The sequence below is a fragment of the Mycobacterium sp. E2497 genome, from assembly GCF_001668695.1.
Lineage (GTDB): Bacteria > Actinomycetota > Actinomycetes > Mycobacteriales > Mycobacteriaceae > Mycobacterium.
This window is the reverse complement of the sequence record NZ_LZKD01000120.1, coordinates 1-15,509: the sequence shown is the minus strand read 5'-3', so window position 1 is coordinate 15,509 and position 15,509 is coordinate 1. Positions and strand designations below refer to the sequence as shown.

Annotated in this window: 17 protein-coding genes; 6 read left to right on the top strand and 11 right to left on the bottom strand. The window is 67.2% G+C overall.

Annotated elements, in window-relative coordinates; all coding sequences use genetic code 11:
* On the bottom strand, nucleotides 1–767 hold a 767-nt coding region (locus A5713_RS09320; protein WP_068094819.1), incomplete at its 3' end, for an acetaldehyde dehydrogenase (acetylating).
* 52 nt (nucleotides 768–819) lie between these two features.
* Complete coding sequence (locus A5713_RS09315) at nucleotides 820–1,605, bottom strand: 2-keto-4-pentenoate hydratase (RefSeq protein WP_068094814.1); 786 nt, start codon at nucleotides 1,603–1,605, stop codon at nucleotides 820–822.
* A 72-nt stretch (nucleotides 1,606–1,677) separates the two neighbouring features.
* Between A5713_RS09315 and kstD the strand changes: the two genes are divergently transcribed.
* Together kstD and A5713_RS09305 are read left to right on the top strand one after the other, a co-directional pair.
* Nucleotides 1,678–3,360: a 3-oxosteroid 1-dehydrogenase gene (gene kstD, locus A5713_RS09310; RefSeq protein WP_068094826.1), complete on the top strand. Its 1,683-nt coding sequence runs from the start codon at nucleotides 1,678–1,680 to the stop codon at nucleotides 3,358–3,360.
* 1 nt (nucleotide 3,361) lies between these two features.
* Nucleotides 3,362–4,222, top strand: coding sequence for a MaoC/PaaZ C-terminal domain-containing protein (locus A5713_RS09305; RefSeq protein WP_068094809.1), 861 nt, complete (start codon nucleotides 3,362–3,364; stop codon nucleotides 4,220–4,222).
* 76 nt (nucleotides 4,223–4,298) lie between these two features.
* Here A5713_RS09305 and A5713_RS09300 read toward each other — a convergent pair whose 3' ends face one another.
* From A5713_RS09300 to A5713_RS09270, 7 genes are all read right to left on the bottom strand, one after another.
* Nucleotides 4,299–5,138: a DUF559 domain-containing protein gene (locus A5713_RS09300; protein WP_068094807.1), complete on the bottom strand. Its 840-nt coding sequence runs from the start codon at nucleotides 5,136–5,138 to the stop codon at nucleotides 4,299–4,301.
* Nucleotides 5,139–5,267: 129 nt separating this feature from the next.
* On the bottom strand, nucleotides 5,268–6,449 hold the full coding sequence (locus A5713_RS09295; RefSeq protein ID WP_067925432.1) for a lipid-transfer protein: 1,182 nt from the start codon (nucleotides 6,447–6,449) through the stop codon (nucleotides 5,268–5,270).
* Complete coding sequence (locus A5713_RS09290; RefSeq protein ID WP_067925429.1) at nucleotides 6,450–6,851, bottom strand: MaoC family dehydratase; 402 nt, start codon at nucleotides 6,849–6,851, stop codon at nucleotides 6,450–6,452.
* Entirely contained in the window at nucleotides 6,848–7,801 is a 954-nt protein-coding gene (locus A5713_RS09285) for a bifunctional MaoC family dehydratase N-terminal/OB-fold nucleic acid binding domain-containing protein (protein WP_068094803.1), read from the bottom strand. The genes A5713_RS09290 and A5713_RS09285 overlap by 4 nt, the downstream gene beginning before the upstream one ends.
* On the bottom strand, nucleotides 7,798–8,961 hold the full coding sequence (gene fadE29, locus A5713_RS09280; protein ID WP_068094799.1) for an acyl-CoA dehydrogenase FadE29: 1,164 nt from the start codon (nucleotides 8,959–8,961) through the stop codon (nucleotides 7,798–7,800). Before fadE29 ends, A5713_RS09285 begins: the two co-directional genes overlap by 4 nt.
* Nucleotides 8,952–9,965: an acyl-CoA dehydrogenase family protein gene (locus A5713_RS09275; RefSeq protein ID WP_068094796.1), complete on the bottom strand. Its 1,014-nt coding sequence runs from the start codon at nucleotides 9,963–9,965 to the stop codon at nucleotides 8,952–8,954. The genes fadE29 and A5713_RS09275 overlap by 10 nt, the downstream gene beginning before the upstream one ends.
* A gap of 7 nt (nucleotides 9,966–9,972) precedes the next feature.
* Entirely contained in the window at nucleotides 9,973–11,214 is a 1,242-nt protein-coding gene (locus tag A5713_RS09270) for a cytochrome P450 (protein ID WP_068094793.1), read from the bottom strand.
* Between the two features lie 122 nt (nucleotides 11,215–11,336).
* On the opposite strand from A5713_RS09270, the gene A5713_RS09265 reads away from it, so the two are divergent.
* Genes A5713_RS09265 through A5713_RS09255 form a run of 3 tightly spaced genes read left to right on the top strand, consistent with a single transcriptional unit; the run spans nucleotide 11,337 to nucleotide 13,360 of the window.
* A complete protein-coding gene (locus tag A5713_RS09265) occupies nucleotides 11,337–12,500 on the top strand; it encodes a steroid 3-ketoacyl-CoA thiolase (RefSeq protein ID WP_068094791.1) in 1,164 nt (387 codons plus the stop codon).
* Nucleotides 12,501–12,506: 6 nt separating this feature from the next.
* Entirely contained in the window at nucleotides 12,507–12,893 is a 387-nt protein-coding gene (locus A5713_RS09260) for a hypothetical protein (protein WP_067925412.1), read from the top strand.
* A gap of 8 nt (nucleotides 12,894–12,901) precedes the next feature.
* Nucleotides 12,902–13,360, top strand: coding sequence for a nitroreductase family deazaflavin-dependent oxidoreductase (locus A5713_RS09255; RefSeq protein ID WP_068094789.1), 459 nt, complete (start codon nucleotides 12,902–12,904; stop codon nucleotides 13,358–13,360).
* Nucleotides 13,361–13,445: 85 nt separating this feature from the next.
* Here the strand turns inward: A5713_RS09255 and A5713_RS09250 are convergent, their stop codons facing one another.
* Together A5713_RS09250 and A5713_RS09245 are read right to left on the bottom strand one after the other, a co-directional pair.
* Complete coding sequence (locus tag A5713_RS09250; RefSeq protein WP_068094787.1) at nucleotides 13,446–14,351, bottom strand: SDR family oxidoreductase; 906 nt, start codon at nucleotides 14,349–14,351, stop codon at nucleotides 13,446–13,448.
* 14 nt (nucleotides 14,352–14,365) lie between these two features.
* On the bottom strand, nucleotides 14,366–15,163 hold the full coding sequence (locus tag A5713_RS09245) for an SDR family oxidoreductase (RefSeq protein WP_197516345.1): 798 nt from the start codon (nucleotides 15,161–15,163) through the stop codon (nucleotides 14,366–14,368).
* A 59-nt stretch (nucleotides 15,164–15,222) separates the two neighbouring features.
* Between A5713_RS09245 and A5713_RS09240 the strand changes: the two genes are divergently transcribed.
* Nucleotides 15,223–15,509: SDR family NAD(P)-dependent oxidoreductase (locus A5713_RS09240; protein WP_156751694.1), on the top strand; the 287-nt coding region annotated here is incomplete at its 3' end.

The window sequence follows — 15,509 nt, the reverse complement described above, 5'->3', positions numbered from 1 at the left end:
GCCTGCCCGCCGGAGTGCAGCGACGGCTCGTCGAACTGCGGCTCGTTGAGCAGCCGATAGCCCGGCACATAGGTCTGCACCTCGGCCACCACATCATGAATGGACTGGGCGATCGCGTCGCGGTCGGCGTCCTCGGGAATCGCGCAGAAGATGGTGTCGCGCATGATCATCGGCGGGTCGGCCGGATTCAAGATGATGATCGCCTTACCCCGCGCGGCGCCACCGATGGTTTCGACACCCTTGCTGGTGGTCTTGGTGAACTCATCAATGTTGGCCCGCGTCCCCGGACCCGCCGACACCGACGCCACCGACGCCACGATCTCGGCGTACGGCACCTCCACCACACGGCTCACCGCGTAGACGATGGGGATGGTCGCCTGCCCCCCGCAGGTGATCATGTTGACGTTCGGCGCGTCCAGATGCTGGCGCAGATTCGCCGGCGGGATCACCGCCGGGCCCACCGCCGCCGGGGTCAAATCGATCGCCCGAATACCGGCCGCCGCATACCTGGGTGCCGCGTCGCGGTGCACGTAGGCGCTGGTGGCCTCGAACACCAGATCAGGCTTCTCCGACCGGGCCAACAACCAGTCCACCCCCTTGTGGGTGGTCTCCAAGCCCAGCTTGCGGGCCCGGGCCAGCCCCTCGCTCTCGGGATCGATACCCACCATCCACCGCGGCTCCAACCAGTCGGATCGCAGCAGCTTGTACAGCAGGTCAGTACTGATGTTCCCCGACCCGACAATGGCCACACTCGCCTTAGCCGGCATGACGCTCCTTCGCGAAGCTCTCGATATTTAAGTCCGACGATTTAATTCGAGACTATTCGAACGACAAACGAACTGAGCCCAGGCCGGTGAAGTCGGCCACAAACTCGTCACCGGCGTGCGCATCGATGGCGCGCGTGCACGATCCCGGCAACACCAGGTCCCCTTTGCGCAACCGCACGCCGAAGCCCTCCACCTTGCGCGCCAGCCAGGCCACCGCGGTGACCGGGTTGCCCAGCACCGCGTCGGTGCGGCCCTTGGCGACCACCTCACCGTTGCAGTGCAGCACCGCATCGATGCCCTTGACGTCGACCTCGCGCGGCGAGACACGGGCCTTGCCCAGCACGAAGCCCGCCGAGGAGGCGTTGTCGGCGATGGTGTCGCACAACTCGATCTTCCAATCGGTGATCCGGGTGTCGATCAACTCGATCGAGGGCACCAACGCCTCGGTGCCGGCCAGCACATCCTCCTCCGTGCAGTCGGCCCCCGGCAGGTCGGCGTTCAGCAGGAAACCCACCTCCACCTCCACCCGCGGCCACAGATAGCGGTTCGCCTTGACCGGGGTGTCCTCGAACAACTGCATCTCATCCAGCAAATGCCCATAGTCGGGCTCGTCGACCCCCATCATCTGCTGGATCGCCTTCGACGACAGCCCCACCTTGTGCCCCAACACCCGAGCACCCTCGGCCACCCGTTGGCGGATGTTGATGAGCTGGATCTCGTACGCGTCGACCACGTCGATGTCGGGGTGGACGGCGGTCAGCGGGGCGATCGGCTCGCGGCTCCGCTCGGCCTGCGCCAGTTCGGCAGCAAGCTCGTCTCGCGTCGCAAGACTGAGCATCTGTAGACGTCTCCTCGTTCGTGTGACCGGCCCAGTAGCGCCCGGCCCTGGCAATTCTATAACGTGTTCTACATGACAGCACAGGAGCTCGACGTCGTCGTGGTCGGTAGCGGCGGAGCCGGCATGGTGGCTGCCCTCACCGCCGCCCACAACGGCCTCTCCACTATAATCGTAGAGAAGGCTGCCCACTTCGGCGGCTCCACCGCCCGGTCGGGCGGCGGCGTCTGGATCCCCAATAACGAGGTCCTCAAGCGCGACGGCGTCCGGGACAATCCGGAGGCGGCCCGGACCTACCTGCACGGCATCGTGGGTGACATCGTCGAACCGGAACGCATTGACACCTACCTCGACCGCGGGCCCGAAATGCTGTCGTTCGTGCTGAAGCACACCCCGCTGAAAATGTGCTGGGTTCCGCGCTACTCGGACTATTACCCCGAGGCACCGGGCGGCCGCGCCGAGGGCCGCTCGATCGAGCCGAAGCCGTTCGACGCCCGCAAGCTGGGCGCCGACATGCCCGGGTTGGAGCCCGCGTACGGCAAGGTCCCGCTCAATGTCGTTGTGATGCAGCAGGACTACGTGCGGCTAAACCAGCTGAAGCGACACCCGCGGGGCGTGCTGCGCAGCCTGAAGGTCGGCGGCCGCACGATGTGGGCGAAGGCGACCGGCAAGAACCTGGTGGGCATGGGCCGCGCGTTGATCGGTCCCCTGCGCATCGGGCTGCAACGCGCCGGCGTTCCGGTAGTGCTGAACACCGCGCTCACCGACCTCTACGTCGAGGACGGCGTGGTGCGCGGCGTCTATGTTCGGGACACGGGCGCATCGGAATCCGCGGAGCCGCGGCTGATCCGGGCCCGGCGCGGCGTGATCCTCGCCTCCGGCGGGTTCGAGCACAACGAGCAGATGCGGGTGAAGTACCAGCGCGCGCCGATCACGACCGAGTGGACAGTGGGCGCCAAGGCCAACACCGGCGACGGCATCGTCGCCGCCGAAAAGCTGGGCGCCGCACTGGAACTGATGGAAGACGCCTGGTGGGGCCCCACCGTGCCGCTGGTGGGCGCGCCGTGGTTCGCGTTGTCGGAACGCAATTCGCCGGGATCGATCATCGTCAACATGTCGGGCAAGCGGTTCATGAACGAGTCCATGCCCTATGTCGAGGCCTGCCACCACATGTACGGCGGGGAATACGGCCAGGGCCCCGGGCCGGGCGAGAACATCCCGGCGTGGCTGGTGTTCGACCAGCAGTACCGGGACCGCTACATCTTCGCAGGATTGCAGCCCGGACAACGCATTCCACGCAAGTGGCTGGAGTCCGGAGTCATCATCCAGGCCGACACTCTCGAGGAGCTGGCCCAGAAGGCCGGCCTTCCGGTCGCCGAGTTCACCGCGACGGTGGCGCGCTTCAACGGCTTCGCCAGGTCGGGCGTCGACGAGGACTACCACCGCGGTGAGAGCGCGTATGACCGCTACTACGGCGACCCGACTAACAAGCCGAACCCGAACCTCGGCGAACTCACGCACGCGCCGTACTACGCCGCCAAGATGGTGCCGGGCGACCTGGGCACCAAGGGCGGTGTCCGCACCGACGTCCACGGTCGCGCGCTCCGCGACGACGGCACCATCATCGAAGGCCTTTACGCCGCAGGCAATGTCAGCGCCCCGGTGATGGGACACACCTATCCCGGTCCGGGCGGCACGATTGGCCCGGCCATGACGTTCGGCTACCTGGCCGCACTGCACATAGCGGGGGAAGGCTGACATGCCCATTGATGTAGACGTCGCACTTGCGGCCGAGCTGGACCCCATCGACTTCGCTTGGACGAGCAGCGATGTGCAGCTCTACCACTTGGCCCTGGGCGCCGGCGGGGATCCGATGGACCCGCGCGAACTGCGCTACCTCGTCGACGACACACCGCAGGTCCTGCCGACGTTCGGCAACGTCGCGGCCTCGTTCCACATGACCAAGCCGCCGACCGTACAATTCCCCGGCATCGACATCGAGCTGGGCAAGGTGCTGCACGCCAGCGAGCGGGTGGAGGTGCCCGGGCCGCTACCGCCCTCGGGATCCGCCCGCGCTGTCACCCGCTTCACCGACATCTGGGACAAGGGCAAGGCCGCGGTGATCTGGAGCGAGACGACGGTCAGCGCGCCCGACGGCACGCTGCTGTGGACGCAGCGGCGGTCCATCTTCGCCCGCGGCGAGGGCGGTTTCGGTGGGGAGCGCGGACCGTCCTCCTCGGACGCCGCGCCCGACCGCGCCCCCGATGTGGAGGTCGCGGTGCCGATCCTGCCGCAGCAGGCGCTGCTGTACCGGCTCTGCGGCGATCGCAACCCGCTGCATTCCGACCCGGAATTCGCTGCGGCGAACGGCTTTCCGCGGCCCATCCTGCACGGCCTGTGCACGTATGGCATGACCTGCAAAGCCATCGTGGACACGATGCTGGACGGCGACGCCGGGGCGGTGGCCGCCTACGGCGCGCGCTTCGCCGGTGTGGCGTTCCCCGGTGAGACCCTCAACGTCGGCATTTGGAAGGAAGACGGGCGGCTGCTAGCCAGCGTTGTCGCGCCCTCGCGCGACAACGCGGTGGTGCTGTCGGGCGTCGAACTCGTGCCCGCGTAGGTTCGTTTGGCTGAGCGCCCAGCTCGGGCCGAGCGTGAAGTCAGCTTCACATTCGGCGTCGAGCGTGAAACTAGTTTCACGCTCGACGGGCACGAGCCGCGCGCACTCGGCTGATGATGTCGGCCGGCCGGTCGCCGGTGACCACCCTTACGACGATCCACCCGAGACGCTCGAGGGTCTCCAATCGCCGGACGTCCCGGGTGTATTGCCGACGATCGTTGCGGTGTTGTTCGCCGTCGTACTCCACCGCGACTTTCACCTCTTCCCAACCCATGTCCAGATACGCGATCACGCTGCCAAATTCGTCGCGCACCGGAATCTGGGTTTGTGGCCTCGGCAGCCCCGCTTGGACTAGCACGACGCGTAGCCAAGACTCCTTGGGAGACTGTGCACCACTGTCGAAGAGCGCTATCACCTCCCTCGCCCGAACGATGCCTCGGCGGCCCGGGTACCTATCCGCAAGCAGCTCGACATCCGCCGGCTTGATTCGCGTTTCGCGAGCCAGAGCGTCGATGCCGGCAACTGCCGCGGTAGTCGGATACCAGCAACCGAGGTCCAGCGCCGTCCTGGCCACCGACGTCACCGGGATCCCGCCTATGACGGCAACCTCATCGTCCTCGATCCGGTCCCCGTGGACCCTGATCCCGGCCTGACGATGGCGGTTGTCGTGAAGGAGGTCCACCACGGTGGTGCCATCGACCCATTTGCTTCCGTGCAGCGCTGCCGCGGAGAACCCGGCGACCACGCCCTGGCGCCCGGTCCACAACCAACCGGCCCTCGCGCGAAGCGCGGCAGTGATGTCCGAATCGCGGACGACGTACACATCTCGGAACAGTCGGAGATAACCAGTGCCGAGCTGCCCTCTGGTCAAGGCGCCGCGAGCAACGGCCTCACTGCCAAGGAACGGCTCACCCACGACGGCAGCGTCGCATGTGTCACTCGCAGCGTCACTTCACTCGTCGAGCGTGAAGTTAGTTTCACGCTGGTCGTCCACTGTGAAACTATCTTCACACTCGTCGGGCCGCGAAGGGGAAGGGCCGTGGCCCTAGCCGAGGATCAGACCCGAGGTGGGGACGCCGGTGCCCGCGGTGACCAGAACGTGCTCGACGTCGGGTACCGGGTTAACCGAGGTGCCGCGCAGCTGCCGCACACCCTCGGCGATCCCGTTCATGCCGTGGATGTACGCCTCGCCGAGTTGGCCGCCGTGCGTGTTGATGGGAAGCCGCCCACCGATCTCGATCGCACCGTCGGCGATGAAGTCCTTCGCCTCGCCGCGACCGCAGAATCCCAACTCCTCCAACTGGATCAGCGTGAAGGGCGTGAAGTGGTCGTACAGGATGGCGGTCTGGATGTCGGATGGCTTCAGGCCGGACTGCTGCCACAGCTGCTGTCCCACCACGCCCATCTCGGGCAGGCCCAGTTCCGGTCGGTAATAGCTGACCATCGTGTACTGGTCGGGGCTCGAGCCCTGCGACGCCGCCTCGATGACGGCCGGCCGCTGCTTGAGGTCCCGCGCGCGTTCCACCGAGGTCACCACGATCGCGACCGCGCCGTCGGTCTCCTGGCAGCAGTCCAGCAGCCGCAGCGGCTCGGCGATCCACCGCGAATTCTGGTGATCGTCAATGGTTATCGGCTTCTCGTAGAAGTAGGCCTTCGGGTTCTTGGCGGCGTGCTTTCGGTCGGCCACCGAGATCGCACCGAAGTCGCGGCTGGTCGCACCGGACAGGTGCATGTAGCGCCGCGCGATCATGGCGACCTGCGCGGCCGGGGTCGAGAGCCCGTGCGGGTAGGAGAACGAGTTGTCCGCAGCGGTCGAATCCGCCTGTGCGCGTGCGTCGCCCGCCAGCCGGGTCTGCACCTGACCAAACCGCATGCCCGAGCGTTCGTTGAACGCCCGGTACGCCACCACGACGTCGGCCACCCCGGTGGCGACGGCGATCGCGGCCTGCTGAACGGTCGCGCAGGCGGCGCCGCCGCCGTAGCCGATCTGCGAGAAGAACTTCAGGTCACCGATGCCGACGGCCCGCGCCACCGCCGTCTCGTTGTTGGTGTCCATCGTGAAGGTGGTCAGCCCGTCGACGTCCGCCGGGGTCAGACCGGCGTCGTCCAACGCGTCCAAGACGGCCTCGGCCGCGAGCCGCAGCTCGCTGCGGCCCGAGTCCTTAGAGAAGTCGGTGGCACCGATGCCGACGATCGCGGCCCGGCCACTCAGTAAGCCCGCTGACATCTAGGAGTCCCCCATCGTCAGCGTCACCGTCGCGATCACGTGGTCGCCGAGGCTGTTGCGCCCGAACACCTTCACCGTGATCAGGCCGTCGTCCACGGCGGTCACCTCGCCGGAGAAGGTGACCGTGTCGTAGGCGTACCACGGCACCCCGAGCCGCAGCCCGATCGACTTGATAAGCGCGGACGGGCCGGCCCAGTCGGTGACGTAGCGCTGCACCAGCCCCGTGTCGGTCAAGATGTTGACGAAGATGTCCTTCGACCCTTTGGCCTGCGCCAGATCCCGGTCGTGGTGCACGTCCTGGAAGTCACGGGTGGCCAGGGCCGTCGAGATGATGAAGGTCGGATCGCCGTGTAGCTGCAGCTCGGGCAACACGGTGCCGACTTCGATGGCCGGTGCACTCATGCCTCGGGCTCCCAGGCATACAGTGTCCACTCCGGGCCGGTGTCGCCCGACGGAAAGTCGATATAGGTTGCGCGCACCGGCATTCCAATCTCCACGGCGGCGGGGTCGACCCCGCGCAGCTCGCCCAGCATTCGCACGCCCTCGTCGAGCTCGACCAACGCGATCACGAACGGCAGCGTGCGGCCCGGCACCTTCGGTGCATGGTGCACGACGAAACTGAACACCGTGCCCTTGCCGGAAGCCACCACGTAGTCGATCGGGGCGGCTTTGTCCTGCCATACCGCCGGCACCGGGGGGTGCTGCAGGCTGCCGTCGGGCCGGCGCTGGATCCTCAGCTCGTGCGCCTTGACGCCCTCCCAGAAGAAGGCCGTGTCGCGCGACGACGCGGGCCTCATCATCGCGTCGGGATCCAGGTCCGCGGGCACCGAGGACGACGCGGCCTCCGACTCGCGCGGTTTGAACTTGAGGATGCGCCAATTCATCTCGGCGACGTCCTCGTCGCCCACCCGCCAGATGATGTGCTGGTTGATGAAGTAGCCCTCGCCCAGGCCGGTCTGCTTGGGGCCGACCACGTCGCCCATCTCGGAGGTGATGCTGACGTGCTCACCGGGCTGCAGGTAACGGTGGTAGGTCTGTTCGCAGTTGGTGGCGACGACGCCGATGTAGCCCGCGTCGTCGAACAACTGCATGATGGGGCCCATCGGGTCGTCCTTCGGACGTTCTCCGCCCAGGCCGAACATGGTCCACACCTGAATCATGGCCGGCGGGGCCACGATTCCCGGGTGCCCGACGGCGCGGGCCGCGGCCTCGTCGACGTAGATCGGGTTGTTGTCGCCGATGGCCTCCACCCAGTTGTTGATCATCGGCTGGTTGACCGGGTCGCGGCCGGCGCGCGGCTTCGGGCCGCCGGCCGCCTTGATCTCCGCAACGGCGTCCTGGATGTCGGTCACCGGGGAACCCTGGGCACTTTGAGGCCGGCGGCCGCGATCATCTCTCGCATGACTTCGTTCACGCCTCCACCGAAGGTGATCACCAGGTTCCGCTTGGTTTGCGAGTCCAGCCAGTTGAGCAGCTCGGCGGTCGCCGCCTCGGCGGGGTTGCCGTACTTGCCGACGATCTCCTCGGCCAGTCGGCCGATGCGCTGGATGCGCTCAGTGCCAAAGACTTTCGTCGACGCGGCGTCGGCCACATTGATATCCTCGCCCGCGGCGGCCACCTGCCAGTTCAGCAGCTCGTTGATCCGCCACGTCGCGTGGATCTCGCCGAGCGCGCGCTTGACGTCGGCGTGGTCGATCGGCGTGACCCCGTCCGCACCCGGCTTGGACGCCCAGGCGTGCACCCGGTCGTAGATCCCGGCGATGCGACCGGCGGGGCCCAGCATGACCCGTTCGTTGTTGAGCTGGGTGGTGATCAGTTTCCACCCGCCGTTCTCCTCGCCGACCAGCATGTCGGCGGGCACCCGCACGTCGTTGTAGTAGGTCGCGTTGGTGTGGTGGGCGCCGTCGGACAGGATGACGGGCGTCCACGAGTAGCCCGGGTCCTTGGTGTCGACGATCAGGATCGAGATGCCCTTGTGTTTCACCGCTTCCGGGTCCGTGCGGCAGGCCAGCCAGATGTAGTCCGCGTCGTGTCCGCCGGTGGTCCACATCTTCTGGCCGTTGACGATGTACTCGTCACCGTGGCGCACGGCGGTGGTGCGCAGCGAAGCCAGGTCGGTCCCCGCCTCGGGCTCGCTGTAACCGATCGCGAAGTGAACCTCACCCGCCAGGATCGCCGGCAGGAACTTCTTCTTCTGCAGCTCGCTGCCGAACTGTTGCAGAGTCGGGCCGACGGTCTGCAACGTCACGGCGGGCAGTGGCACGTCGGCCCGATGCGCCTCGTTGACGAAAATCGACTGCTCGATCGGCCCGAAGCCCAAGCCGCCGAACTCCTTTGGCCACCCGACCCCGAGCTTGCGGTCCTTGCCCATCCGCCGGATCACGGCGCGGTAGGCCTCGTTGTGACGGTCCTGCTCCATCGCCTTCATCTCGTCGGACGAGATGAGGTTCGAGAAGTATTCGCGTAGTTCCGCCTGCAGCTGGCGCTGCTCTGGAGTCAGGTCTATGAACATTGCGCTCCCACCAGGTCGAGACGATGAGAAGGCCCACCCAGCAGCCGGGTCAGGTCTTTGATCGTGGAATAGTACCGGTGCATCGGATAGGTGATGTCCATCCCCATGCCGCCGTGCAGGTGGTGGCAGAGCTGCATCACCGGCGCAGCCTGCGAGGCGATCCAGTACCCGAGGACATCCAGATCATCGTCGGCGTCCCGGCCTTCCGACAGCCGCCACGCGACCGACTTCGCCGCCAAATCGATGGTGCGCGAGGCGATGTACACCTCGGCGAGCTGGGCCGCGACGGTCTGGAACGTCGACAGTGGCTTGCCGAACTGCTTGCGGTTGGCCACGTAGTCCGCGGTGAGGCGCAGCGCCCCGGCCACCAACCCGTCGGCGTAGGCGCCGATGGCCGCCAGCGCCAGCTGGTTGACTCGAGACGCCGTGGCGCCAGCCAGGACGTCGGAGTCGCCGACGGCGACGTCGGCGAACGTCACCGTGTATTCTTCGGCGCCGCTCGACGTCGGGGTCTGGACCAACTGGACGCCGTCGGCCTTTGGCGACACGACGACGACCGCGCTGTCCGCGGTGACGGTCATCCAACCCGCTTGTGCGGCATAGCCGACGCCGACCTTGGTACCCGACAGCCGCCCGCCGGCGAAGGTGGCCGACGGCCGGTCGGGCAGCGCGGTGCCGGGCTCGTTCAGGGCGGCCGTCAGCACGCCGCCCTTGGTGACGCCGGCCAGGAAACGGTCCTGCTGCTCCTCGGATGCCAGGTCGAGCAGCGGCACCACACCGAAGCCGAGCGTGGCCAGCGCGGGCGTGATGGCGCCGTGGCGGCCCGCCTCGGTCAGCACCGTGGCGACCTCGGGCAGCCCCACGCCGTCGCCGCCGAGCCGCTCGGGCACCGGCAGCGCGGTCACGCCCCCACTGACCAACGCGTCCCAGCTCAGGTCCCGGCCCAGCACCGAAGTCACCACGTCGGCGACGGCCTGTTGCGTCGCGGTCAGGTTGAAGTCCATCAGGACGTCACCGCGCGGTTCCGGCGTAGTCGACCTGCCAGTGCTTGATCCCGTTGAGCCAGCCCGACCGCAGCCGCTCGGGCTCGCCGATCGGCGTGAGGTCCGGCATGTGGTCGGCGACAGCGTTGAAGATCAGGTTGATGGTCATGCGCGCCAGGTTCGCGCCGATGCAGTAGTGCGCACCCGTTCCACCGAAACCGACGTGGGGGTTCGGGTCGCGCAGGATGTTGAAGGTGTGCGGGTCCTCGAAGACCTCTTCGTCGAAATTGGCCGAACGGTAGGACATCACCACACGCTGGCCCTTCTTGATCTGCACGCCGGCCAGCTCGGTGTCCTCGCTGGCGGTGCGCTGGAAGGCCGATACCGGGGTGGCCCACCGGATGATCTCGTCGGCGGTGGTCGACGGGCGCTCCTTCTTGAAGAGCTCCCATTGATCGGGGTTGTTCGCCATGGCGATCATGCCGTGGGTGATCGAGTTCCGCGTGGTCTCGTTGCCCGCGACGGCGAGCATGACCACGAAGAAACCGAACTCGTCATCGGAGAGCTTTTCACCCTCGATGTCGGCTTGGACGAGCGTGGTGACGATGTCGTCGGTGGGGTTCTTGCCCCGCTCCTCCGCCATGGCCATCGCGTACGTGATCAGCTCCATGGACGACTGGGCCGGATCGACGTGGGCGTACTCGGGGTCGGTGCCGCCGGTCATCTCGTTGGACCAGCGGAACAGCTTGTCGCGATCCTCCTGCGGGACGCCGAGCAGGCCGGCGATGGCCTGCAGCGGCAGCTCGCACGAGACCTGCTCGACGAAGTCGCCGCTGCCCTCGGCCGCGGCCGTCTTGGCGATGTTCTGGGCGCGCTGGGCCAGTTCGGCTTCCAGCCGCCCGATGGCCCGCGGCGTGAACCCGCGGGAGATGATCTTGCGCAGCCGCGTGTGGTGCGGCGCGTCCATGTTGAGCATGACGCTGCGCTGCAGTTCGACCTGCTCGCGCTTCATCTCCGGCGGCCAGGTCGGGATGGCGCCGTTCATCCAGCTGGAGAAGATGTCGCTGCGTTTCGACACCTCCTTGACGTCGGCGTGCTTGGTGACGATCCAATAGCCGTGGTCCTCGAACCCGCCCGCGCCGTTCGGGATGTCGACCCAGTGGATCGGTTCCGCCTTGCGCAGCAAGGCGAGTTCCTCCACGGGCAAGCCCGCGAGGTTGACGTCGGGGTCCAGGAAGTCGAAGTCGGCGGGAATGTTGGGGGGTGCCATGATGTGTGCGCTCCTCAATTGCAACGTGTTCTAGTGCCAGTAAAACACGGCTCCTAGGCAGATAAAAGGCAGGTCATCATCCTCGCTTGTCAGAGTAATGAAACGTGTTCTAGCCTGACGGAATGGGTAACCCGGTAATCGTCGAAGCCACCCGCAGCCCGATCGGCAAGCGGAACGGCTGGCTGTCAGGACTGCACGCCACCGAGCTTCTCGGTGCGGTGCAGAAGGCACTAGTGGAGAAGGCCGGCATCGACGCGGGCGATGTCGAACAGGTGATCGGCGGCTGCGTGACGCAGTTCGGCGAGCAGTCCAACAACATCACCAGGGTTAGCTGGCTGGTCGCCGGGCTGCCGGACCACGTCGGCGCCACGACCGTGGACTGCCAGTGCGGCAGCAGCCAGCAGGCCAACGGCCTGATCGCCGGCCTGATCGCGGCGGGCGCCATCGACGTCGGTATCGCGTGCGGCATCGAGGCCATGAGCCGCGTCGGCCTCGGCGCCAATGCGGGCCCCGACCGCAGCATCCTGCGGCCCGCGTCGTGGGACATCGACCTGCCCGACCAGTTCACCGCGGCCGAGCGGATCGCCAAGCGGCGTGGCATCACCCGCGACGACCTCGACGAGTTGGGGTACCAGTCCCAGGCCAAGGCCAAGCAGGCGTGGGAGGAGGGCCGTTTCGATCGCGAGATCTCGCCGATCGAGGCGCCGGCACTGGACGAGAACAAGCAACCGACCTCGGAGCGGGTCACCATCTCCCGCGACCAGGGCCTGCGCGAAACCACGCTCTCGGGCCTTTCCGCGCTCAAGCCGGTCATCGAGGGCGGGTTTCACACCGCGGGAACGTCCTCGCAGATCTCCGACGGGGCCGCGGCCGTGCTGTGGATGGACGAGGACAAGGCCAAGGCTCTCGGGCTGCGTCCGCGGGCACGCATCGTCAGCCAGGCGCTGGTCGGCGCCGAGCCCTACTACCACCTGGACGGCCCGGTGCAGTCGACGGCCAAGGTGCTGGAGAAGGCCGGCATGAAGATGGGTGACATCGACCTCGTCGAGATCAACGAGGCGTTCGCGTCCGTTGTGCTGTCGTGGGCGCGGGTGCACGAGCCCGACATGGCGCGGGTCAACGTCAACGGCGGGGCCATCGCGTTGGGCCACCCGGTGGGCAGCACCGGCAGCCGGCTGATCACCACCGCGCTGCACGAGCTGGAGCGCACCGACCAGAGCACCGCGCTCATCACCATGTGCGCGGGCGGCGCCCTGTCCACCGGCACGATCATCGAGCGCATCTAGCCCGTCTTGATCGTCTCCGAATCCAGCCGCATCGCCGCGGCGCAGTCGTACATCGACGCGCTCGTCAGCCATGACGGTGACTCCGTTCCGTTCGCCGCCCGATGCACCCGCGTCGAGCAGGGGATCAAGAACGGGTTCTCCGGAAACCACCTGCGCCGCAGCCTCAATCGCGGGGCTCAGTACCGATTGCTCGCCGACACCACGCCGCCCGACTACCGGATCGAGGGCGACGCGGTGCACGCGGCGTATACCGTGCTGACCAAGGCGGCGTTCGGCGCCCGGCGGCTGGCCGCGCGGGTCGAAGAGATGTTCGTGATTCCCGCCGAAAGCCCAAGCGGGAAAGCCGAAATCCACCACATCAAGGTTCGCTTCCAACCGTTTATCCAGCGCTAAGGACCCACATGCCCAAACCGAAGCCACGCTCTTTGAATGCGCCTTGGGTCGGCTTCATCATCAAGTGGATGGCCAAGGGCAACACGTGGATCTACCGGCTGAGCAACGGGAGATTCGGCGGCACCTTCCAGAACGCTCCGGTCGCGCTGCTCACCACGACGGGCCGCAAAACGGGTGAACCTCGCGTGAGCCCGCTGCTCTACCTGCGCGAAGGGAACCGGGTGGTATTGGTCGCATCGAAGGGCGGCAGCGACAAACACCCGCTGTGGTACCTCAACCTAAAGGCCAATCCAAAAGTCTCGGTCCAGATCAAGGACGAGGTGCTGCATCTGCAGGCCCGCGATGCCACCGAGGCCGAGCGCGCGGAGTACTGGCCGAAGCTGGACGCCATGTACCCGTCGTTCGGCGACTACCGGTCCTGGACCGATCGGGTGATCCCGGTGGTGATCTGCGACCCGGCGGGTTAGGCGGGCGCGGCCGTCGCCCCGAGCGTGTAGTCAGGGCAACAAATCGACCGAAACGTCGCGCTGAGTACACGTTCGGCGCAAGGCACTAGGCGCCGTACACCGGGACCGGTGGGCGCGCCTTGGCGAGCAGCTCGGCGACGACGGGCCCCAATTCCGCGGGGTCCCATCTTGCACCCTTGTCGATCTGCGGCCCGTGCGCCCAGCCCTCCGCGACCCGGATCTTGCCGCCCTCGACCTCGAACACCTTCCCGGTGACGTCGCGGGATTCGGCGCTGCCCAGCCACACCACCAGCGGCGAGACGTTCTCGGGCGCCATCGCGTCGAAATCCTGGTCCTGCGTTGCCATCATCTCGGCGAAGACGGTCTCCGTCATGCGGGTGCGCGCCGACGGTGCGATGGCGTTGACGGTGACGCCGTAGCGTCCCATTTCGGCGGCACCCACCAGCGTCATCGCGGCGATGCCCGCCTTGGCTGCGCTGTAGTTGCCCTGTCCGACGCTGCCCTGCAGGCCGGCGCCCGAACTGGTGTTGACGATCCGCGCGTCGACGGCCTTGCCCTCTTTGGACAGCCCGCGCCAGTACGACGCCGCGTGCCGCATCGTGGCGAAGTGACCCTTGAGATGCACGGCGATGACGGCGTCGAACTCCTCCTCGCTGGTGTTGGCCATCATCCGGTCGCGCACGATGCCCGCGTTGTTGACCAGAACGTCGAGCCCGCCGAAGGTCTCGATGGCCGTTCGGATCAGGCCGGCCGCCTGGTTCCAGTCGGCGACGTTGGATCCGTCGGCGACGGCTTCGCCACCGGCCGCGGTGATTTCGTCGACCACGCCCTGGGCAGCGCTGCCGCCACCGGCCGGTGAACCGTCGAGGCCCACGCCGATGTCGTTGACCACCACGCGCGCGCCCTCGGCCGCGAAGGCCAGCGCATGCGCGCGACCGATACCGCCGCCCGCTCCGGTGACGATGACGACGCGGCCGTCAACCACTCCCATTGTTCGTGTCTCCTCTACTTGATCGCGCTGGCGTTCGTGGTGGCCAGGTAGTGCGGCGGCTCGCCACCGCCGTGCACCTCCAGCGAGGCGCCACTGATGTAGGACGCGGCGGCCGATGCCAAAAATGCCGCGGCCCAACCGATATCGTCGGGTTTGGCCAACCGGCCCAGGGGCACGTTCTTCGAGATCGCGGCGATGGACTCGGCGTCACCGTAGAACAGTTCGGACTGCTCGGTCTCCACCATGCCGACCACGCAGGCGTTCACCCGGACCTTCGGCCCCCACTCCACGGCCAGCGTCTGCGTGAGGCTTTCCAGGCCGGCCTTGGCCGCCCCGTACGCGCCGGTGCCGGGCGACGGCCGTCGACCGGACAGACTGCAGATGTTGATGATCGACCCGCCACGGTCCTGCTGTTGCATCTTCTCGTTAGCGTGCTGCGAAACCGACAGCGCGCCAAGCAGGTTGAGCTCGATGATCTTGCGGTTGAACTTCGCGCTGGATTCCGCGGTCAGAACGTACGGCGAACCGCCGGCGTTGTTGACCACCACGTCGAGCCGGCCGTGCTTCTCGACGATGGCGTCGATCAGCGCGGTGAATCCCTCGGTGCGCTGCATCTCCTTGATGTCGACCCCGGCGTTGAACCCGCGGCCCTCGGCCCGCAGGATGACGACGTGGGTCTCGGGATCGTGGCCGGCGGCCGTGATGACGTCGGCCAGTTCGAACCAGCCGCGTGACGGGATGGCGTTGACCGGGGGGAAGTCGACGGTGACCGCGACGATGCCCGGTTCGGTGGTTGTGGATGTGATGGGCAAGGTGCCACTTCCTTGTGGGGTAACTACCTAAGCAAGCACTTGCTTGGTACGCTAGCACAGTGACTCGCGCCGAAGTACCCGACGCCATCGACTTGGGGCTGGCCGGCCGGGTGGTTCTGGTCACCGGGGGGGTCCGCGGCGTGGGCGCCGGCATCAGCTCGGTCTTCGCCGGGCAGGGCGCGACCGTCGTCACCTGTGCGCGGCGGGCCGTCGAGGGGTTGCCCTATGAGTTCCATTCCTGCGACGTCCGCGACGACGACGCCGTCAAGGCGCTGATCGACGCCATCGTCGAGAAGCACGGCCGGCTCGACGTGGTGGTCAACAACGCCGGCGGTTCGCCGTACGT

Bases quoted from the DNA above. Each gene is read 5' to 3' on its own strand.
- A5713_RS09305 (WP_068094809.1), top strand. From the start codon at position 3,362: ATGCCCATTGATGTAGACGTCGCACTTGCGGCCGAGCTGGACCCCATC.
- A5713_RS09315 (WP_068094814.1), bottom strand. From the start codon at position 1,605: ATGCTCAGTCTTGCGACGCGAGACGAGCTTGCTGCCGAACTGGCGCAG.
- A5713_RS09275 (WP_068094796.1), bottom strand. From the start codon at position 9,965: ATGGACTTCAACCTGACCGCGACGCAACAGGCCGTCGCCGACGTGGTG.
- A5713_RS09270 (WP_068094793.1), bottom strand. From the start codon at position 11,214: ATGGCACCCCCCAACATTCCCGCCGACTTCGACTTCCTGGACCCCGAC.
- A5713_RS09250 (WP_068094787.1), bottom strand. From the start codon at position 14,351: ATGGGAGTGGTTGACGGCCGCGTCGTCATCGTCACCGGAGCGGGCGGC.
- A5713_RS09255 (WP_068094789.1), top strand. From the start codon at position 12,902: ATGCCCAAACCGAAGCCACGCTCTTTGAATGCGCCTTGGGTCGGCTTC.
- A5713_RS09295 (WP_067925432.1), bottom strand. From the start codon at position 6,449: ATGTCAGCGGGCTTACTGAGTGGCCGGGCCGCGATCGTCGGCATCGGT.
- kstD (WP_068094826.1), top strand. From the start codon at position 1,678: ATGACAGCACAGGAGCTCGACGTCGTCGTGGTCGGTAGCGGCGGAGCC.
- A5713_RS09290 (WP_067925429.1), bottom strand. From the start codon at position 6,851: ATGAGTGCACCGGCCATCGAAGTCGGCACCGTGTTGCCCGAGCTGCAG.
- fadE29 (WP_068094799.1), bottom strand. From the start codon at position 8,961: ATGTTCATAGACCTGACTCCAGAGCAGCGCCAGCTGCAGGCGGAACTA.
- A5713_RS09265 (WP_068094791.1), top strand. From the start codon at position 11,337: ATGGGTAACCCGGTAATCGTCGAAGCCACCCGCAGCCCGATCGGCAAG.